Annotated in this window: 20 protein-coding genes; 4 read left to right on the top strand and 16 right to left on the bottom strand. The window is 51.4% G+C overall.

What is annotated here, in order from left to right:
• Positions 1-134: 134 nt before the first annotated feature.
• Positions 135-1,976, bottom strand: coding sequence for a beta-ketoacyl synthase (locus L9P87_RS13895; RefSeq protein WP_237445347.1), 1,842 nt, complete (start codon positions 1,974-1,976; stop codon positions 135-137).
• 122 nt (positions 1,977-2,098) lie between these two features.
• On the opposite strand from L9P87_RS13895, the gene L9P87_RS13890 reads away from it, so the two are divergent.
• On the top strand, positions 2,099-3,127 hold the full coding sequence (locus L9P87_RS13890) for a GlxA family transcriptional regulator (protein ID WP_237445346.1): 1,029 nt from the start codon (positions 2,099-2,101) through the stop codon (positions 3,125-3,127).
• Between the two features lie 35 nt (positions 3,128-3,162).
• Here L9P87_RS13890 and L9P87_RS17875 read toward each other — a convergent pair whose 3' ends face one another.
• Positions 3,163-3,288: a hypothetical protein gene (locus L9P87_RS17875; RefSeq protein ID WP_290368514.1), complete on the bottom strand. Its 126-nt coding sequence runs from the start codon at positions 3,286-3,288 to the stop codon at positions 3,163-3,165.
• 337 nt (positions 3,289-3,625) lie between these two features.
• On the opposite strand from L9P87_RS17875, the gene L9P87_RS13885 reads away from it, so the two are divergent.
• The 3 genes from L9P87_RS13885 to L9P87_RS13875 all read left to right on the top strand — a co-directional run bounded on the left by L9P87_RS13885 (position 3,626) and on the right by L9P87_RS13875 (position 8,114).
• A complete protein-coding gene (locus tag L9P87_RS13885; RefSeq protein WP_237445345.1) occupies positions 3,626-4,804 on the top strand; it encodes a thiolase family protein in 1,179 nt (392 codons plus the stop codon).
• Between the two features lie 162 nt (positions 4,805-4,966).
• Positions 4,967-5,803, top strand: coding sequence for a CvfB family protein (locus L9P87_RS13880; RefSeq protein ID WP_237445344.1), 837 nt, complete (start codon positions 4,967-4,969; stop codon positions 5,801-5,803).
• 424 nt (positions 5,804-6,227) lie between these two features.
• Positions 6,228-8,114, top strand: a complete 1,887-nt coding sequence (locus tag L9P87_RS13875) for a propionyl-CoA synthetase (RefSeq protein WP_237445343.1) — start codon at positions 6,228-6,230, stop codon at positions 8,112-8,114.
• Positions 8,115-8,259: 145 nt separating this feature from the next.
• On the opposite strand, the gene bfr (L9P87_RS13870) is transcribed toward L9P87_RS13875, so the two are convergent.
• From bfr (L9P87_RS13870) to fdx, 14 genes are all read right to left on the bottom strand, one after another.
• The gene (gene bfr / locus L9P87_RS13870) at positions 8,260-8,742 is read right to left on the bottom strand and encodes a bacterioferritin (RefSeq protein WP_237445342.1); all 483 of its coding nucleotides are present in this window, start codon (positions 8,740-8,742) and stop codon (positions 8,260-8,262) included.
• A 3-nt stretch (positions 8,743-8,745) separates the two neighbouring features.
• Positions 8,746-9,216: a bacterioferritin gene (gene bfr, locus L9P87_RS13865; RefSeq protein WP_237445341.1), complete on the bottom strand. Its 471-nt coding sequence runs from the start codon at positions 9,214-9,216 to the stop codon at positions 8,746-8,748.
• A gap of 207 nt (positions 9,217-9,423) precedes the next feature.
• A complete protein-coding gene (locus L9P87_RS13860) occupies positions 9,424-10,278 on the bottom strand; it encodes a bile acid:sodium symporter family protein (RefSeq protein WP_237445340.1) in 855 nt (284 codons plus the stop codon).
• Positions 10,279-10,471: 193 nt separating this feature from the next.
• On the bottom strand, positions 10,472-11,899 hold the full coding sequence (gene der, locus L9P87_RS13855) for a ribosome biogenesis GTPase Der (RefSeq protein WP_237445339.1): 1,428 nt from the start codon (positions 11,897-11,899) through the stop codon (positions 10,472-10,474).
• A 116-nt stretch (positions 11,900-12,015) separates the two neighbouring features.
• Positions 12,016-13,185, bottom strand: coding sequence for an outer membrane protein assembly factor BamB (bamB, locus tag L9P87_RS13850; protein WP_237445338.1), 1,170 nt, complete (start codon positions 13,183-13,185; stop codon positions 12,016-12,018).
• A 4-nt stretch (positions 13,186-13,189) separates the two neighbouring features.
• On the bottom strand, positions 13,190-13,855 hold the full coding sequence (locus L9P87_RS13845) for a YfgM family protein (RefSeq protein ID WP_237445337.1): 666 nt from the start codon (positions 13,853-13,855) through the stop codon (positions 13,190-13,192).
• A gap of 125 nt (positions 13,856-13,980) precedes the next feature.
• Positions 13,981-15,252, bottom strand: coding sequence for a histidine--tRNA ligase (gene hisS / locus L9P87_RS13840; protein ID WP_237445336.1), 1,272 nt, complete (start codon positions 15,250-15,252; stop codon positions 13,981-13,983).
• Positions 15,253-15,339: 87 nt separating this feature from the next.
• Positions 15,340-16,452 carry a flavodoxin-dependent (E)-4-hydroxy-3-methylbut-2-enyl-diphosphate synthase gene (ispG, locus tag L9P87_RS13835; protein ID WP_237445335.1) on the bottom strand — a complete coding sequence of 371 codons (1,113 nt, stop codon included), beginning with the start codon at positions 16,450-16,452 and terminating at the stop codon, positions 15,340-15,342.
• Entirely contained in the window at positions 16,452-17,300 is an 849-nt protein-coding gene (locus L9P87_RS13830; RefSeq protein ID WP_237445334.1) for a RodZ domain-containing protein, read from the bottom strand. The genes ispG and L9P87_RS13830 overlap by 1 nt, the downstream gene beginning before the upstream one ends.
• On the bottom strand, positions 17,284-18,084 hold the full coding sequence (gene pilW / locus L9P87_RS13825) for a type IV pilus biogenesis/stability protein PilW (RefSeq protein ID WP_290368513.1): 801 nt from the start codon (positions 18,082-18,084) through the stop codon (positions 17,284-17,286). Before pilW ends, L9P87_RS13830 begins: the two co-directional genes overlap by 17 nt.
• Before the next feature lie 63 nt (positions 18,085-18,147).
• Positions 18,148-19,329, bottom strand: coding sequence for a dual-specificity RNA methyltransferase RlmN (gene rlmN, locus L9P87_RS13820; RefSeq protein WP_237445332.1), 1,182 nt, complete (start codon positions 19,327-19,329; stop codon positions 18,148-18,150).
• A gap of 172 nt (positions 19,330-19,501) precedes the next feature.
• The gene (gene ndk / locus L9P87_RS13815) at positions 19,502-19,927 is read right to left on the bottom strand and encodes a nucleoside-diphosphate kinase (protein ID WP_237445331.1); all 426 of its coding nucleotides are present in this window, start codon (positions 19,925-19,927) and stop codon (positions 19,502-19,504) included.
• A 274-nt stretch (positions 19,928-20,201) separates the two neighbouring features.
• Positions 20,202-20,396, bottom strand: coding sequence for a Fe-S cluster assembly protein IscX (gene iscX, locus L9P87_RS13810; protein ID WP_237445330.1), 195 nt, complete (start codon positions 20,394-20,396; stop codon positions 20,202-20,204).
• 18 nt (positions 20,397-20,414) lie between these two features.
• Positions 20,415-20,753 (bottom strand): ISC system 2Fe-2S type ferredoxin, encoded by a 339-nt coding sequence (gene fdx / locus L9P87_RS13805; protein ID WP_237445329.1) that lies wholly within the window; start codon positions 20,751-20,753, stop codon positions 20,415-20,417.
• Between the last annotated feature and the right edge of the window lie 59 nt (positions 20,754-20,812).

The raw sequence follows: 20,812 nt of genomic DNA, 5'->3' as shown, positions 1-20,812 counted from the left end.
CTTACCCTGAAAACTTACCCTAAAACAATAAAGCCGCTAACCCAGTTTTGGGCTAACGGCTCTACTATAGCGTGAATGCTCATCACAATTCAGCTACTAAGGGTGAAACCTACGCAACTATTTTGCTGCCGACTCTACGACATATCGGCATAGGGGTTGGCGATATCGAGACTGATGGGCTGGTGATAGCCCGCCACGGTAATCTCATTTGCGGTCAGCTGAATATGCTGATCATCGCGCACCTGGTGATCAAAAAAGTATTGTGGCGCGTGTTCCCCTGCACTGTTTTTACGGTCAAACGCTGCCGCCGCAGCGACGACGGCAAGGTTCTTCTGCTGGTAACTCGCCATCTCATCGGCGGTGTAACGCTTGGCCAGCATACGCTTAGCCACATGGGGGGCCAACAGATAGCCGGTGGCATTATTACCGCCAAAGCCCTTGGCATTGATAAAGGTCACATCCATTGCCTCGACACCGACACTCTTATGCTCTGGGCTGATATCGAGGTGGCTGTGATGAACATCGTCGGCCACCCTATCGATGGTGGCGATGCCGGGAATAATACCGTGCTGCCATACGCCCAGGGCGCTGACAATCTGGTCGCCAGAAGCGACACCGATGCTGTGACCTAAATAACATTTCACCGCCGCCACTGGCCACTGGGCAATGTCGAAGGCCTTGGCAGTCTCATTCAAAATATGCGATTCGGTTTCTCGATTCTTGGGGGTGCCGGTACCATGGGCGTGAACATAACTGCGCTGAGCAATGGACTCGGCACCGACAATACCCTTGGCCGAACCCACGGCCTTAGCGACGGTGATATAGTTGCCGACACCGGGGGCTGAGATCGATTTTTTGTGGCCATCGGCATTGACGAAAACGTCGCCGACAGCGGCATGAATTGAGGCTCCGGTCTCCATAACCAGCTTATCGTCCATCAAAATAATAAACTGCGCCGACTCGGCAATGGTAAAGCCACAGTTTTCAGCAAACGGGCGACAGGCGCGGCGGTAATCGGGGTCTGCCAGTGCCTTAGCGGCATCAAGGGCCAGTAATTCCTCATCGCTGGCCAACGCCCCCATGGCGGCATAACCCTCCATGATTTCAGCATTGATCGGAGCCTCACTGTTACCGATGATTGCAATGCGAGTATGGCCGTTGCGAATATCATCGATACCATGGCGAAGGTTATAGAGAAACGATGCACACGCTCCCATAGACGTGCCGGTAGAGCCCATACTGCCAAGCACATAAGCGTTGACAAAGTCCGCCGGCATCTCGGCAAAGCCCAGGGCACACTGCTTGGAGGTCACCCGCTTGCCAAGAGCGCGGGAATTCAGCATACCGCCATGACCGGTTGAGTCGAGCTGGCCCATGGCGCTGCCGGCATAAACACTGATTTGGTCAGCGGGAATCTGCTGCTGTAATTGCTGCCAATCCAAGCCCATATTACCCAGCGCATCGCTGGCGGCAAAAATAGTCATCTGCAAACCGCGGGGGTGATTGCGCGATTGGTACAACTTGCCTGGCTCAAAACCACTCGGCAACTGTCCTGCGGCCTTAACCTTGGCCTCCATATAATCACGCACTAACATATCGACAGGATCATTGATAACAACCTCAACATTCTTGCCATCAATCGGGTTGACAGTCCAGCCCTCAGGCACCACCGACGGCATATTGCGAGCGGTGACGGTAAAGCGAATTGTCTCACTGGGTGTCAGCGGTAATTTTTTATTCCACGACACCGCATCGGCGTCGAAGTACGCCGCCTCAATACGACGAATCAAGGTATTGGCCAGCACCTCATCACGACTCAACTCCTGACCCATTAGTTGCTTTAGGCTGTCGACTGTCAGCTGCTGTTGATCCGCCGGCAGCGCATCAAAAACAGTGCGCGCATAACCGTGGTGACCTGAGCTGCGGCCCGACGAATTAATACCACCAAAGCCAACAATAATAGGGAGCGATAACATAATAAATCCTTGTAAACTGCGTGCGAGCCGGAGCGCAGCCAAAAAAACGGCCAACCCCATAAATGATTGCCGCTAGTGTACGCCGGTGTCGACGATAGACTTATGCGCATTTGGACATCATTATGGCCAATTTGGCCAAATCGTTTTATACTAAGCCTATGAAAACACTCAATATCGCAATTTTGCTGTATGAACACGCACTGGCCAGCAGCCTCAGTCTACCGGCGGAAATGCTATCGGCTGCCGATAACTTTAATCGTAGCCGAAAAGGCCCGGCCACTCAGCTGACCCTTCGGTTTGCCGGTGCTGGCGGCGCAGTCAATCACAGCGGCGGGGTGGCCATCCAACCCAGCTGTACTTATCAACAACTTGATGATATCGATTTAATGATTTTGCCTGCGCTATGGCGCAACCCTATTCCGGTGGTGCGACGTCACAGCGAAATCACCCAGCTGCTAAAAAAAGCCAACGCCAGTAATACTCAAATTTTGTCGGTGGGCACCAGCAGTTGTTTTCTCGCCGCCGCCGGCCTGCTCGATAATAAGCCGGCTACCACCCACTGGTATTTTATGGATGCCTTTGCCGAACACTACCCCGCGGTGAAGTTACAGCGGCAACACCTGATTACGCGCTCAGACAACCTGTACTGCGTCGGCAGCGTCAACTCGGTGGCAGATTTGATGATTTATTTTATCGAGCAGTTTTATAGCGCCGATATTGCCCGCGAGGTTGAGAGTCACTTCTCGCCAGAGATCAGACGAGGCTACGAGGAACAGAGTTTTATCGCCGGCAAAGTCAGCAGCCATGGCGATGAGGCCATTATTCAGGCCCAGCAATGGCTGCAGGACAATTATCGCCAGCCGCTAAACAGTCAAAAATTAGCCGATATCTGCGAATTAACCGTGCGCAGTTTCAACCGCCGCTTCAAGGCTGCAACGCAATTAACACCGGGGGAATATTTAGCGCAACAACGCCTGAGGGTGGCCAAGGATTTACTGAGAGACAGTAATCTCGCCGTTGCAGAGATTGCCTACCAAGTAGGCTATCAAGATGCCAGCCACTTTTCGCGACTGGTGAAGAAATTACTTGGGCAGACGCCGAAGCAGTACAGGGACGCCGTCCGAGGGAAGCTGTTTAGCCTCGCTGACTAGGGGGTATAAACAACCAAAAGACAGCACGGTCAGCACTATAGTAAGGTGAAACCTGCAATCACTGCCAAAACAACCAGGCCTGTTTTATCATCTTTAAAGCTCGCAATACGGTGAGTTTGCTGCTCTAGCATGGCATTCATTCGGTTGGTAAAACGGCTCATAGTGACGTCTCTTTGGTCGCTGATATTCAATTTGCGGCGATTATAAACAAACAACAGCGGTAAGAAAATAGGGGTTTACCACCAAAGCATTACAGTAATACCTACGAAAAAGTACTCACCGTCAACTTTTGTCATCGCTAGCGATTATGGGCGCTGCAGGCAATATCACAAACAACAATATTGGCCATTCAAAAACTAAATCGCAGATCTGATCGGCAACGCCTTATCGCCCTTGTATCGCGGTATTGACTGTGGCTAAATGTGGCTCAAAATAAGCCGTCTTCGGCTAGCGACTAATAAGCTGCTGACGCAGCCAACCTTGTATAGGAATCTCCTTATGTCTGACTCAGTAGTTATCGTCTCTGGCGCCCGCACCCCAATGGGTGGATTACTCGGCGAATTAAGCAGCACCAACGCTGTCGACCTGGGCACCACTGCAATCAAAGCCACTATCGAGCGCGGTAACATTGCAGCGGCCGACATCGAAGAAGTCTATATGGGCTGTGTATTACCCGCCGGTCTCAAGCAGGCACCTGCACGTCAGGCCGCGATCACCGCTGGCATTCCCGATACTGCTGGTGCAGTCACCATCAACAAACTGTGTGGTTCAGGCATGCAGGCCACTATTTTCGCCCACGATTCAATCAAGGCCGGCACCTGTAAAGTTGCCATCGCCGGCGGTATGGAATCCATGTCCAATGCTCCTCACATAGTCAATGGCGCCCGTGGCGGTGTTGGCACCGGTGCCAGGTCTTTGGAAGACCACATGTTCTTCGATGGTCTTCAGGACGCCTTTACTGGCCGCCTAATGGGTAGCTTTGCTCAGCAAACCGCCGACGATAACAACCTCAGCCGCGAAGAGATGGATGCCTTTGCCATTCAATCACTTCAGCGTGCCACCGCCGCCATCGAAAGCGGCGCGTTGAACGATGAAATTGTACCTGTCGTACTCAAGAGCCGCCGTGGCGAGACCACCATCAGCCAAGATGAGCAGCCACCCAAGGCCAAGCTGGATAAAATCCCGCAACTGCGCCCTGCCTTTGCCAAAGACGGTACCATTACCGCCGCCAATGCCTCGTCTATTTCCGACGGCGCCTCTGCGCTGTTGATGATGTCTGAGTCTGAGGCCCAGGCCCGCGGTCTGAAGCCACTGGCTCGTATTCTCTCCCACGCCCGTAATTCACACGAGCCGGCGTTATTTACCACAGCCCCCATCGGTGCGATTGAGAAAGCCCTGGCCAAGGCCGGCTGGTCAACTGCCGATGTCGACCTGTGGGAAATCAACGAAGCCTTTGCCATGGTGACCATGTTGGCAACCAAGGAACTCGGCCTCGACCCAGCAACCGTTAACGTCAACGGCGGCGCCTGCGCCCAGGGTCACCCTGTTGGCTCTACCGGTTCACGCATCATCCTAACCCTGATCCACGCCTTGAAGAAAGCCGGCAAGAGTAAGGGTGTTGCCTCACTGTGCATCGGTGGCGGTGAAGGTTTGGCCGTGACATTAGAAATTTGCTAAACCTTACGCGTTAACAAAAGCCGGCGCCCCCATGCGTCGGCTTTTTTGTTTCTGGCGACAGAGGGCGATACCATCATTATTTCGCCAAGCTATACTCTGCGTGTATAATGCCGCGCTGCAACCCTTGCCATCTCCTTCGCGCACAATATTTTGAGGTTATCCATGATCAGAGTCGGTCGTTCCTACACCCTAGACGTCGTTAAAGTCGTCGAATTCGGTGTTTATGTTGATGCTAAAGAGCTGGGCGAAGTACTGGTACCCAACCGCTACCTGCGTGAGAAGACTGTCGCCGGTGACAAGCTCGATGTGTTTATCTACCTCGACTCTAAGGACCGTTACATCGCCACCACCCAGAAGCCCCGCGCTCAACTGGGTGAGTTTGCCTATTTAAACGTGGTTGACTGTAACGATGTTGGCGCTTTTTTGGATTGGGGTCTCGATAAGGATGTATTAGTCCCCTTCGGCGAGCAGCATCGCCCGATGGAAGTCGGTAAGTCCTACCTCGTCTACCTTTACCTCGATCGTATTCACGGCCGCATTACCGCGTCATCGAAGATCGATAAATTTATCCTCGATGACCAAAAACATCGTTATAAGGCCAAGCAAAAGGTCAACGTGATTATTGCCAACACCACCGACCTCGGTTATCGCGCCATTATTAACAATCACATCTTGGGCTTGTTCCACAATGCCGATGTGTTCGAACGCTTAAGCTTTGGCGATAAGAAGGTCGCCTTTATCAAAGATGTGCGTCCCGATGGCCGCATCAACCTGACCTTTGCCGGCGGCCAGGAAACCCGCGATAAATACAGCCGTATGATTTTATCGGCGCTGGAAAAAAACAGCGGTCATCTTTCGGTACACGATAAGTCGTCACCGGATGAAATTAAAAAACTGTTTGGCATGAGTAAGGCAGCGTTTAAGAAGGCCATCGGCGGTCTCTATAAGCAGCGTTTGATCAGCATCGACAGCGATGGTATTCGTCTGCTGGAGAAATAAGCTTAAACCTTTTCGGCTGGGTTGGTTGGGCATTGAAGCCAACCGCTCTGCCATGCTCACTCCGAGTTTCACCCAAGGGTTCAGACGCAGGCTTTTTGATTCACCCTTGAATAAAACTCTGCGTTCGCAGGTGAATGTCATATAGGCAGGAAAGGAAGGACCAACCTCCTGGCGAAAACCATCCATTAAACCGATCAAAATAACTATCACGGCGATAGCCATACCTAACCCCACCACAGCCTCACATCTCTATTTCCCCTCTACCACTATACTCGCTTAATCAAAGCCTTAAAGTCACCTCCCAGCGAAATAACCCCTTCGTATTTCACCACCGGTATTAGACTAATGGACGTAGTTTTACGATTGAATTTAACCGGCGCCGCCTTTACTCTAACCCCATAACAACGTGTAGAGGGATGGACCGATGGGATACCAGCAGGCTTATCAACGCTCGATTGAGCAGCCGGAGCAGTTTTGGGCGGAGCAGGCGGAGCATATTGCCTGGTTTAAGAAGCCGCAAACCATTTTAAGCAACGATGATAACCACGTGCCCCGCTGGTTTGCCGATGGCGAGATGAACAGTTGCTATCTGGCCCTCGACTACCACATAGAACAGGGGCGCGGCGAGCAGGCGGCGCTGATCTATGACTCCCCCGTTACTCAGACACAACAGACTTACACTTATCTACAGCTACGCGACAAAGTCGCCTTATTAGCGGGGGCGATGCAGCAACAGGGCATTAGCAAGGGCGACCGGGTGTTGATCTATCTGCCGATGGTGGCTGAGGCGGCGATCGCCATGCTGGCCTGTGCTCGTATTGGCGCTATTCATTCGGTGGTCTTCGGTGGCTTTGCCGCCAAGGAAGTGGCCTCACGGATTGATGATGCCACCCCCAGCATGATTCTTACCGCCTCCTGCGGCATCGAGGTTGGCCGCATCATCGATTACAAGTCGATTATCGATCAGGCCATTGAGCAGGCGGAACATAAGATTACTCAGGTGGTGGTATTACAGCGGCCACAACAGCCCTGTACATTGATCGAGGGGCGCGATATCGACTGGCAGGCCTTTACCGACGCCGCCAGCCCTGTCGACTGCATCACCGTGATGGCCACCGACCCGCTCTATATACTGTATACCTCCGGCACCACCGGCAAGCCCAAGGGGGTGGTGCGCGATAACGGCGGCCATGCGGTGGCGATGAAATACTCGATGCAGGCCATCTACGATGTCCACCCCGGTGATGTTTACTGGGCGGCGTCGGATGTCGGCTGGGTGGTCGGCCACAGCTATATTGTCTACGCCCCGTTGTTTGCTGGTTGTACCACGGTGCTCTATGAGGGCAAGCCAGTTGGTACGCCTGATGCTGGTGCCTTTTGGCGGGTGATCGAGCAGCACAAAGTAAAGATTATGTTTACCGCGCCGACGGCGTTCCGCGCTGTGCGCAAGCAGGACCCTGAGGCGACCTTCTACCAGCAATACGACACCTCCAGCTTAAAGGCGTTGTATTTAGCCGGAGAGCGCACTGATAGCTCGACCTATTACTGGCTGAAGGAGTTATTACAAAAACCGGTCATCGATCACTGGTGGCAGACTGAGACAGGCTGGGCCATTGTCGCCAATATGATTGGTCTGGAAGTACTGGAGACCAAAGCCGGCTCATCGACCAAGCCGGTGACAGGCTTTAATGTGCAGGTGCTCGACGTTAACGGCAGCAGTGTTGAAGCCAATACCGTTGGTGAAATCGTGGTCAAGCAGCCGCTGCCGCCGGGGTGTTTCCCCACGGTGTGGAACAATGCCGAGCGCTACCATCAAACCTATATGGCCCCCTACCCCGGATTCTATCTCACCGGCGACGGCGGCTATATCGACGAGGACGGCTATGTCTTTATCATGGGCCGTACCGACGATGTGATTAACGTCGCCGGTCACCGTTTCTCGACCGGTGAACTCGAGGAGTTAATTGCCGGGCACGATGCCGTCGCCGAAGCCGCCGTAGTGGGTATTCACTGTGATTTAAAGGGCCAGATCCCTCTCGCCTTGGTCGTTATTAAGGACGGCATTGAGGCTGACAGCGCCGTCAGTGACAGTATTGTTACCCTGGTGCGGAATAATGTCGGCGCCGTCGCCAGCCTGCGGCAGGTGTTGTTAGTACAGCGCCTGCCCAAGACCCGCTCCGGTAAAATTCTGCGTAAGACGCTGCGACAAATTGCCGATGGCGAGCAATTTAATATCCCCTCGACCATCGATGACCCGACTATTTTGGAAGAGATTAAACGGGTGTATATTGACCAGGACGTGATCAGCTGAGTTAGCAACCCAGCGGTAAGTCGTTAGCTTAACCGCCGTGCCACGCTCACTCCGAGTTTCATCCAAGGGTTCAGGCGCAGGCTTTTTGATTCACCCTTGCATAAAACTCTGCGCTCGCAAGAAGACTTAACAAGCGCTGATCGGATTACCCCTCTGAAGCCTTCATCTGCGATTGGATATAGTTTTGGATGCCAACCAGATCGATCAAGCCCAGCGCCTGTTCGAGCCAGAAGATATGATCAGTCTCCGTATCATCGAGTAGCTCCATCAACATGTCACGGGTGACATAGTCCTGCTCTTCCTCACAGACCCCGATGATCTCGCGCAGGCTTTCGGCCACGGCGTTCTCGGCAGCTAAATCGAAGGTGAGCATTTGCTTCACATCGCCGCCGACCTGGATAGGATCGCGGGAGGCAGTGTCGGCCTTGCCCTCTAAAAAGATAATGCGTTCGATGATTTTTCGAGCGTGTCCCAACTCCTCATCGTATTCATGCTCGAGCAGGTGGTAGAGGCGGCTAATACCCCAGTCTTCATAGAGTTTCGAGTGCGCCAGGTACTGATCCATGGATGACAGTTCCATGGTTAACTGACGATTGAGTAGATCGATAATTTTTGTAGAACCTTGCATAACTTAGTCCTCCATAGTCGATTGTAGGTAATTTTGAATACCGGTTAAGCCCACCAAATGCTGTTGGGTTTCAATCCAATCGACATAGTCTTCTTCATACTCAAGAATCGACTCTAGGATTTCACGGCTGACATAATCACTGGCTTTCTCACATTCGGCAATGGCATTTTTCAGCGCTGCCACCTGCTCGATCTCAAGTGATAAATCACACTTGAGCATCTCCTCAGTATTCTCACCAATACGCAGCTTGCCCAGATGCTGCAGGTTGGGTAGGCCTTCCAAGAACAGGATGCGCTCGATTAAATCGTCGGCCTGCTTCATATCTTTGATCGATTTTTTGTAGGACTTTTCGTTCATCTCCTCCAGGCCCCAGTTGCGATACATGCGGGCGTGTAAGAAGTATTGGTTAATCGAAACTAACTCTATCGCTAGGATATCGTTCAGTATTTGGACGATTGACTGCTGGCCTTTCATTGCGCTTTCCTCCCTTAAATTTGCATTAAAGTTTAGTCCCCAATCCGCCAACAAACAATATTTTACAGGCCAAAAAAATACCTAAAAAACAACATGATATAATAATAACGAGTATGATTTGTATTCGTATCACCTCAATTGCTAGGCATCATTAGGAGGTAGACACTATCCTAGCCGATTCAGATTCAGCGTGGACGCTGAAGCGAGCTATGCCCTCAGACTCGCTCGCCGTAACAGGACAATCGGCAGCGCCACCAACACCATCGCCACGGTATACACCGTCGCCGGTGCCACCAGCTGCATATCCTTGAGCAGGTTGACTGCAATAAAAAAAGCCAGGGCGCCGTTTTGAATACCCACCTCCAACATCATGGTAAAGCTGTTGCGGCTAGTCGTCTTAATCATCACGCCGAGACCGAGGCCAAGCAATAGGCTGCAGAACAGCATTGCCAAGGCTGCTATACCGACCCTGCCAAAGGAGGCGGTAATCGATGACCAATTTTGCTGCCATAACAGCGCAATAACCACAACAAACACCATCGTCGAAAGCAACACGACCACAGGTTCTATTCGACGAGCGGTGGCGGTAAATAACGCTCGAAATAGCATCCCTGCCGCTACCGGCAACAGTGTATGCAAGGCCATATCTTGCACGGTGGCGACAAATGACAGGCTCATACTGCCCTGGCGGTAGCCCAGCAGCGGTGCCGCCGCCAGCAGTATCAACGGTAAACTGAATACCGTCACCAAGCTAATGACTGCCGTCAGGGTGACCGACAGTGCAGCATTACCCTTACCCAGCTTGGTTAAAAAGTTTGAGGTACTGCCGCTGGGGCAAAGAGCCACCAGCAATAGACCAACGATCAAGGCCGGTGTCAAACCGGCAATCATACCTATGGCGACGGCGATAATCGGCAATAGAATCAACTGACCAAAAACCGTAGTCAACACTAACTTTGGCGCTTTAAACAACCCTAAAAAATCACCCACCGCAAGACCTAGTCCCATGGCAAACATCATCAATATCAGCGCCAGGGACAATAACTGGGATAACTCAAACATATTTATAAACTCACACTATTAGTGTTTTTAACTGTACAACAAAAAAGGCGCTATTTAAGCGCCTTCCATCATAAAACATCAACTAACTGTTAGAGAAAGCCGCGGCTGGAGAGCGCAGAAACCGCATGGTTTTCATATTTATTCGGCAAAAAAAACCAGAAGCAAGCTTCTGGTTTTTTGAAAAAGAGAGACGTTATTTGTTTTTCTTTTTACGACGATCCTTAACCTTGTCTTTCTTGTTTTGACGAATGTTGTTACGGCGCTTTTCTTTCTCGCGGTCGATGCCAACACTCTCCTTGCCAGAGAACGGGTTTTCACTGCTCTTAAATTCCATCCGAATCGGCGTGCCCACCAAGCCCAGCTCACGGCGGAATACCTTCTCGAGATAGCGCTTATAAGAGGCAGGGATTTTACCTGTCTGATTACCGTGCACCACAATCAACGGCGGATTGTGGCCACCGGCATGGGCATAACGCAATTTAATGCGGCGGCCGTTAATCATCGGTGGCTGGTGATCGAATACCGCCCCCTCTAATATCTGAGTTAACTCATTGGTGACCAAACGCTTGGTCGCACTGGTATACGCTTTCTCTACCGACTCGTAGAGGTGGCCTACGCCGGTACCGTGTAGCGCAGAGATAAAATGAATCTCGGCATAATCGATGAAATTCAGCTTGCGATCGAGTTCGCTGCGGATATGGTCACGGGCATCCGCATCCATCCCATCCCACTTGTTAATACCGATGACCAGGGCACGACCGCTGTTGAGCGCGTAGCCCATAATATGGAGATCTTGATCGACGATACCCTCGTGGGCATCCATGATCACAATCACCACATTGGCGTCGTCGATCGCCTGTAGCGTCTTCACAATAGAGAATTTCTCTACCGTCTCTTTGACGTTTTTGCGGCGGCGAACACCCGCGGTATCGATAATGGTGTAATCCTTACCATCGCGCTCATAATCGATATAAATAGAGTCACGGGTGGTGCCGGGCATATCAAACACAATGACTCTGTCTTCGCCCAACATGCGGTTGACCAAGGTCGATTTACCGACATTAGGGCGGCCGATAATACCGATTTTAACACCGCGCTTGGCGTCTTCTTCATCGTCGTTGATTTTTGCCTCAGGCAGGCCGGCCAGCACCTCCTCCATCAACGAGCGTAGACCACGCCCTTGGCTGGCGGTAATCGGACATACCCGCTCCAGACCCAAACCATAGAAGTCGGCGAGGGCAATATCGACATCGACGCCGTCGACCTTGTTGACCAACAAATACGTCTTTTTGTTACTGGTGCGAAGATGACGGGCTAGTACCTCATCGGTGCCGGTTAAACCGGCACGGGCATCCACCAGGAAGAAGACCACATCGGCCTCTTCGACAGCGGCCAGCGATTGCTTGGCCATCTCTTCGTCGATACCCACTTCTTCGCCGGTAATACCACCGGTATCAATCAGCAAGAAGCGGTGGTCATCATAGGTTGCCTCGCCGTATTTGCGGTCACGGGTCAGCCCTTCATAGTTGGCCACCAGAGCGTCACGGCTCTTAGTCAGTCGGTTAAACAGTGTTGATTTACCAACATTGGGGCGCCCAACTATGGCGATAACTGGTAACATCGATATACCTCTTCACTCTCGAATTGAACAGCAAAACACATACAATTTACTGTTTCATAAAAATAACAAAACGGCTTGCCGCTATGCGACAAGCCGTTGTTTAACTAACCGGATAACTACTTACGCTTAATTCGATAAGCGGTTAAGTGTCCCTTGTTGCCAAACACATAAATCAATTTTCCGTCGCTTAAAATGTCAGCACGGATGCCATCGCTACCCAGTTTAGTACGAGCTACCATCTGACCGTCAACCTGCGACAACACATGCAGATAGCCTTCAAAGTCGCCGACAATAACATAGTTACTATAGGCCTTCGGCGTACTCAGCTGGCGATTTGCTAGCAGTGTCTGCTCCCATGTCAACGAGCCTGTGTCACGGTTAACCGCAAAAATGCTGCCATCTTGACCGCTAAAATATACATTGCCGAAGCCCTCGCTCAAGCCACCGTCACTGGATGCTTTAAACTCCCACTGCGGGCGACCCGAGCTGCGGTCAATACGCAACAAACGCCCCTGATAACTGATGGCGTAAATCTCATTGCTCATCACCAACGGGCTGCCGTTAACATCGACAATACGCTCGATCTCCGAATCACCCTGCGGAATGGCAACCCGTGCCTCCCAGCGAACCTGACCAGAATTTAAATCGAGCGCCACCACACGGCCGTTGGCGAGACCGGCGTAAACCGTATTATCTCTGATCACCGGTGCCGCACTGGCACGCAGTGTCAGCACAGGGCGAGAACTGTCATAACGCCATAGGCGACTGCCGTCTTCGGTGCTTAAACCGTAAATATTGCCATCGAAGGCCTGCACCGCCACCACATTGCCACGGGAGGCTGGGGCCGCCAAGATTTCACTCTTCACATCGGCTCGCCACTGCTCTTCGCCGGTGAGCGCATCGACCGCGATAACCTCACCATTAACCGAGCCGACAAATAGCTGACGACTGGTAGCGCCAACGCCACCGCTGAGACCCTCGTCTAAATCAGTTTTCCAAAGGCGCTTACCGTCACCTTTGTTGAGGGCAACAATCTCACCCTCAGCGCTGGCGGCATATATAACATCTTCGACAATCACTGGCTGTAGACGATTATACTTACCGCCCTGGCCATCACCGACACGGGTGCTCCACTGCTTCGTTAATTTGGCGGTGGCTTCAAAGTCGATGAGCTCCGCCGGTAACAGTGATTCATCTTCCGGCGTGCTGCTACAGGCACTGATGGTCAATAGCGAGGCGACAAAACAGGCACTGGTCAGACGACCGAATACAGTCTTCGACAACATCAGCTTATTCCTCGGCCGCAGCCGGTAGGTTTTGTAATTTCAGCGCTAACAATGGCGATGCCTGAATACCAAATTCAGCGGCGCCATCGGCGGCCTGCTGGTAAGCCACACGGGCCGCAGCCAAATCACCTTGCGCTTTAAGAATATCGCCTTTCAACTCGTTAAAGCCCACCTGGAAGCCACCGTCGCGGCCCTGCTCGATCAACGCCATTGCCTTGTCGCTGTCACCATTGGCATCGAGCACCCGAGCGAGGCGTAATTCTGTAACGCTGACCAACTCTTGATCGGGCTGCTGAGCCAAGACCCAACGCAATTCTGCTTCAGCCTTAACCAGGTCATCACTTTTGACATACAGACGCGCATTAATCAACGCCGCAAACTGCGCATAGGTTGAGCTAGAAAAGTTATCTTTCAGCTCACCGGCTAAATGGTGGGCCGTCGCCAGTTGAGCCTCATCAGACTGCTGCGACAATTGACTGTTCAGTTCCAGCAACTGCTGATAAACCGCTGAGGCCTGCTCGGCATTCGCTTGATTAGTATCGGTATAGTACTGGTAACCAAAAAATCCGCCCACGGCGACCGCAATAGTTAAAAGAGTCGATGTACCGTTCTCTTTCCACCAGTGTTTAATGGCTTCGACCTGTTCTTCTTCTGTACGATAGGTATCCACTACGCCTTATCTCCTCATGGCCGGTAACAGGCCGGCAAACTGTAAAATGATCAAATATATGTCAATAAAATAGTGCCGCTTATCATACACAACAGACGGCCAAAAAATCCAGTCACGCAAACCGCTTAGCCATTGAGCAAGGCCGCGACCTCGGTCACCGAAAGCTGCTGCTGCTCGGCATTGGCGTCTCGCAATGGCTTCACCGCCAGTTTCGACTCGGCGACCTCGTCATCGCCAACAAGTAATGCGTATTGCGCACCACTGTCATTAGCCTTCTTCATCTGCTTCTTAAACTTGCCACCACCACAGTGCAATTGAATCTTTTGCTTGGGCGCCAAACCGCGCAACTGCTCAACCATGGCCAAGGCCTGCGGGTAAGCGCTGTCGCCCTGCACCACAACATAGGCATCGATATCATTATTGACATGTGCAGGCACCACGTTGAGCTCTTCTAATAACAACACCAGACGCTCAACACCCATGGCAAAGCCGACCGCCGGGGTGGCCTTGCCGCCAAGCTGCTCAACCAAGCCATCGTAGCGGCCACCGGCACAGACGGTACCCTGAGCACCGAGGTGCGTGGTCACCCACTCGAAAACCGTCTTACAGTAGTAATCGAGACCTCGGACCAGGCGCGGGTTGATGGTATAACGAACACCGGCGGCATCGAGCAGTGTTTTGAGACGATCGAAGTGGGCCACTGATTCCTCATCAAGGAAATCGCTCAGCACCGGGGCGCCGTCAAGAATCGCCTGAGTCTCCGCCGACTTACTGTCGAGGATACGCAGCGGGTTAGTACCTAAGCGGCGCTGGCTATCTTCATCGAGTTGCTCTTTACGGTCGCTCAAATAATCAACCAAAGCCGCCTTAAATTTGGCACGCGACTCGGCAGAGCCTATGGTATTGAGTTCCAGCGTCACATACTGGTCAATGCCCAGTTGCTGCCATAATCTGGCAGTCAGCACCAACAGTTCGGCATCCACATCGGCTGTCGCCATGCCGAAGGTCTCAACGCCGAACTGGTGAAATTGACGCAGTCGACCTTTTTGTGGGCGCTCATGGCGAAACATCGGGCCGCAGTACCACAGACGCTGCACCTGGTTATAAAGCAAACCGTTTTGCTCTCCAGCGCGAACACAACTGGCGGTACCTTCGGGGCGCAGTGTCAAGCTGTCGCCGTTGCGGTCTTCGAAGGTGTACATTTCCTTCTCAACAATATCCGTCACCTCGCCGATGGAGCGTTTGAATAACGCGGTTTGCTCGAGAATGGGAAAACGGATTTCCTGATAGGAATAACTTTTTAACAAATCGGCAACGGTTTTTTCTAAATACTGCCATACCGGTGTAGAGGCTGGGACATTGTCGTTCATACCGCGAATAGATTGTATTTTTGCCACGTTTTTATCTTCCAAAAATCAGTTCTTTAAAAACAAATAAACAGGTGACTGAGCACCTGTTCTAATCCTGCCAGCGAGCGTAATCAGCTAGCTTTTTACAATGATGTCGTCGAGCTCAGATTGTCGCTTAGCCGCCTTCTCCCGAATCAGCTCCTCTAGTGTGTCGACCAGGTTTTCCTGACCGATTTTGTGGTCGGTTTTACCGTCGATAAAAATCATATTGCTGGGCGTGCCGCCGGTCAAACCGATATCGGCAACCTTGGCCTCTCCGGGACCATTGACAATACAACCGATTACCGCAACATCGAGCGGCGTCATGATATCTTCGACTCGACCCTCTAACTCATTCATGGTGCCGACAACATCGAAATTTTGGCGCGAACAACTCGGGCAGGCAATAAAGTTGATACCCTTGGTGCGCAGCTTCAGGCTTCTCAAAATATCGAAGCCAACTTTGACCTCATGCACCGGGTCAGCAGCCAAGGAAATACGCATGGTATCGCCGATCCCGTCCATCAACAGCATACCTAAACCGACAGAGGACTTAACCGTACCGGAGCGCAGGCCGCCGGCCTCAGTAATCCCCAAGTGCAGCGGCTGATCAATTTGTGTGGCAATACGACGATAGGCATCGACCGCCATAAAAACGTCCGAGGCCTTCATGCTCAATTTAAACTGCTGAAAATCGAGTTTGTCGAGTATATCAATGTGGTGCATGGCTGATTCGACCATCGCCTCAGCCGTAGGCTCCTTGTACTTACGCAATAATTCACGTTCAAGGGAGCCGGCATTCACACCAATACGGATAGGAATATTCTTATCACGGGCGCAGGCAACAACTTCACGAACCTTGTCATCACGGCCAATATTACCGGGGTTGATACGCAGACAATCGACACCCAACTCGGCAACCCGCAGCGCAATTTTGTGATCGAAGTGAATATCGGCCACCAGCGGCACGTTGACCTGTTGGCGAATCTTGCCAAAGGCCTCGGCGGCATCCATGGTGGGCACAGAAACTCGTACGATATCGGCACCGGCCTCAGTAATCGCTTGAATCTGAGCCACCGTGGCACTGATATCGCAGGTCTCAGTGTTGGTCATGCTCTGTACTGAAATCGGTGCATCGCCGCCGACGGCAACATCGCCGACCATAATCTGGCGTGACACTCTACGCTTAATTGGGGACTCGAAATTCATTAACTGGCCTTTCCGACGGTTAATTTGGCAGTTTTCTTGCCGCTCCGGGCAACCACCTCAACATTTTCACCATTGTACGTTAATCTGACTGCGCCGACCTTACCAATTACCAATTGATAGGGGGCAATGCCGTCAAATTCAACCTGATCGCCCTGCTTTTTAATACCAGACAACAGTCTCTTGCCACTGCCATCGCGCACCTCTACCCAGCACTCATCATCGAAATACATCGATAGACGCTGGTCAGGTAAGACCTGTTCGACAACCTCACTGCCACTGTCGTCAGTCAGCAGTGGCTGCTCGTCTAATACCAGTGGCTCAACCTCTGTTACTAGGGCTGGCTCAGACTCGACAACAACGGGCTGAGACAATGACTCAACTACTGTGTCTCCGCTGGCCGTCAACACTTTCACCTCGTTGGTAGTGGTTACCTCACGGCTGACAGGCTCACCGGAGAACAACCAAAAGGCACCACCAATACAAACACTTAACACAACTAACAGCCAAAGAGGTGAGCCACTATGGCGCTTATGTATTGATAGCTGCGGTTTGGTAATCGAGCGTTTCTCTTGTTTCTTAGGAAGTTGCTCGCGATAGCGCCGCTGCACCTCATCGACATCCAAACCCAATAACAAGGCATAGTTTTTCAAATAACCTAGGACAAAGACACTGCTACCGATGGCCTGATAATTCTCAATCTCAATGGCGGCGACATTCTTCTGTGTAATACACAGGTGCAGCGCAACATCTTCAATGCTCAGGCCCTTTGCTCTACGGGCATCAGATAACAACTGCCCCACATGCACGTTTTCAGCGATGGGCTGATCGGCATTATTGATTTCTGGCACGGCGCTGATACTCCAAATATTCAGGGCTGTCTGGGAATAAACTCTTCAGCGCCAGGGCTTGGCTGGCCTGGGCGTTCTGGTCACCGTTTTCAACGGCTAATTTAATCCCCAGCAACAAACTGGACGGGCTGGGCTGGCCCTTTTTATTACGATACTCGCTGTAAAGCACCTGCGATTTATCATATTGGCCGTTGCCATAGTACAGCTTGGCCAGTTCGATATAGCTTGCCGGGTTGTTACGATCCAATGCGATGGAGCGCTCAAAAGCCTGTTCGGCGGGTGCGAAGCGTTGTTGCACCAAGCGACATTGGCCCAGGTTATAATAGGCACCAGCGCGGCGATCGTAGGTGCCATCTGCCACCACAGTCTGCCATTGATCACAGGCCTCATCGGTGCGGCCGAGTTTGAATAACATGCCGGCATAGTTGTTTCTTGCCGTGCTGTAACCCGGATCGATATTCAGCAAATCCAGATAGGACTTTTCAGCCAACTCCAGCTCTCCCGTCATGCTATAGCTGAGAGCCAAGGCATTATGAGCAGGAATTGATTTCGGGTCCAACTCCAGCGCTCGGTTGAGGTGGCGCTGGGCTGCACCAACCTGACCATCGGACAAGTAGGTCATCGCCGCCTTCACATGATCGTTGACAGCTTTCTCAGCATTGACTTCACGACCATCGACAGAGGTTTGCTCAACACTCATGCACCCTCCAGCCGATAGCAACACCGATGCAGTGACCAGTGTTGCGAAAAATTTAACCAGCCTCGAGGGCTTTAAGCTGTTCATATAACGCTCCGAATTATTGTAATTTTGTCGCCATAGGCAGCAGAAGCATAGTCGCCGTGTAACTTATTCAACAATCTTAATAATGTCTTGCTGGTCTTCGATACCACGAGCGGCACGGTGTCTGGCCGCACGCTTGGTACGATCTTTGACATCACCCACTAATTGGCCGCAGGCTGCATCGATATCATCGCCTCGGGTCGTGCGTACGGTGACAACATAACCGTCATGTTGCAAAATCTTGCGGAAACGATCAAGTGCTGTATTTGAAACTCGCTTATAATCACTCATGGAGAATGGATTAAACGGAATTAAGTTGATTTTACAAGGCGTTTGCTTAAGCAACTGGGACAGTTGATGGGCGTGTTCGGCACGGTCATTAACCCCGTTGATCAAGGTGTATTCTATGGTGACCACACGTTTTTTATCCGGCAGTGAATCCATATAACGCTGCACGGTATCCAGCAGCATTTCTATCGGATACTTTTTGTTGATCGGAACTAATTCGCTGCGCAACTCGTTGACCGGTGCATGCAATGAAATCGCCAGCGATACATCTGTCAGGCCGATCATCTTCTCCAGCGCCGGCACCACGCCGGAGGTCGACAATGTTACACGACGCTTCGATATACCGTAACCGAGGTCGTCCATCATCAGATCCATCGATTGCATGACATTATCGAAGTTTAGTAATGGCTCGCCCATGCCCATCATCACCACATTGGTGACAACACGACCGTTACCCGATTTAAAACCGTCGAAAGAGCGCAGTGCCAACCACACCTGACCAATAATCTCCGCAGCGGTTAAATCACGCTGAAACCCCTGTTTACCCGTTGAGCAGAAGCTGCAATCGAGAGAGCAGCCGACCTGGGAGGAGACGCAAAGCGTACCGCGTCCATCTTCCGGGATAAACACCGTTTCAATCAAACCGTTCTCATCCGTGCGCAACACCCACTTACGCGTGCCATCCTTCGAGGTTTCCTCACTGACAACTTCCGGCGCACGTATTTCAGCCACGGCATTTAACTTAGCCCGCAACGACTTACTGAGATTAGTCATTTCATCGAAGTCGGTCACACCGTGATGGTGGATCCATTTCGACAACTGCTCAGCACGAAAAGGCTTCTCATCAACGGCCTTGAGGAAACTGCGCAGCTTCTGCTGCGACAGACCGAGTAGGTTGATTTTTGGCTCCGCCACAGCCTCGGCGGCATTGGTAAAATCGGGGTTGCTGGATTCGCTCATAAAACACCTAATTCGATCATCAAAATTCTATGATATTTACTAGCCATCGGGAAAAATTACCCGAGGTAGAAATAACAACGGAGGCCAAGCCTCCGAATTGCCTATATAAAGTATAGGGCTTTTATCCACTTAGCGGCACCTAAGCACCGCTATTTTGCAAACTCACAAGAGCTTAGCGTGGACAGATTTCATCTTCTGCGAAGAAGTATGCAATTTCACGAGCAGCAGATTCAACAGCATCTGAACCGTGAACAGCATTGGCATCGATAGAGCTGGCGAAGTCTGCGCGGATAGTACCGGCATCGGCTTCAGCGGGGTTAGTCGCACCCATTAGGTCGCGGTTTTTCAATACTGCGCCTTCACCTTCAAGCACCTGAACACAAACAGGGCCAGAGGTCATGAACTCAACCAAGGCTGGGAAGAAAGGACGCTCTTTGTGTTCAGCGTAAAAACCTTCTGCTTTTTCCTGGCTTAACTGAACCATTTTAGCGGCAACAATTTGCAGACCGTTCTTTTCGAAACGGCTGTAGATTTCACCAACAACATTTTTAGCAACGGCGTCAGGTTTTACAATAGATAGAGTGCGTTCGATAGCCACGTAGACTTCTCCCAATTTTAGATTATTTAACCCGAGGTGACTCGAGTCGTTAAATTTTTATATCAAGCCAGCAAGCGGCCGATTTGAGGCGGCGATTATACCGGCACTGCTGGCAAATTAGTATCTGTAGAGACCGCAAAAGACACAGTTAATGACAAATAATCACTATCACAGGATATTTAGCATACTTAACACCGAATCTCACGGGCCAGACAGCAAAACACCGCGGTTTTGTCGCGGTGCTTTAGTATGCCTCAGCTTGTATACACTAAGCCTACTCTGCTTCGTCGATCCACGCCTGTTGAATGGCCTCTAATACCTTTTCACCACAGCGATCTGCATCGCCTTCAAACTCTGGCAAATCCATAACCCACTGACGCAAATCGGTAAATCGGACCCCCTTGGGGTCTACATCCGGGTGAGCCTCATACAACTCAATCGCAATATCCAGCACATCAGTCCACTGCATTACTTTATACCTTATTCATTAATGATTTTCAGAGACTTGGTTGATCGTGTATTTCGGAATCTCAACCACCAAATTTTCTTCGCCTACAACAGCCTGACAACTCAGGCGCGAATCCGGCTCCAGCCCCCACGCCTTATCGAGAAAGTCCTCTTCTAGCTCATCGGCCTCATCCATCGAGTCGAAACCCTCACGAATAACCACATGGCAGGTGGTACAGGCACAGGACATCTCACAGGCGTGCTCGATTTCAATATCGTTTTCAAGCAGCGTCTTACAGACTGTTTTGCCCTCATCAGCCTCGATAACGGCGCCCTCAGGACAAAGCTCGTGATGAGGTAATACTACTATTTGAGGCATAATTCACTCTCTTGTTAGGAATCCGGCGTCGGCATTGAGCACCGACTTAATTAACTCTT

The sequence above is a fragment of the Sinobacterium norvegicum genome (genome assembly GCF_923077115.1).
Classification (GTDB): domain Bacteria; phylum Pseudomonadota; class Gammaproteobacteria; order Pseudomonadales; family Sinobacteriaceae; genus Sinobacterium; species Sinobacterium norvegicum.
Note: the sequence above shows the minus strand (reverse complement) of the source record. Positions and strands in the feature narration are given on the sequence as shown.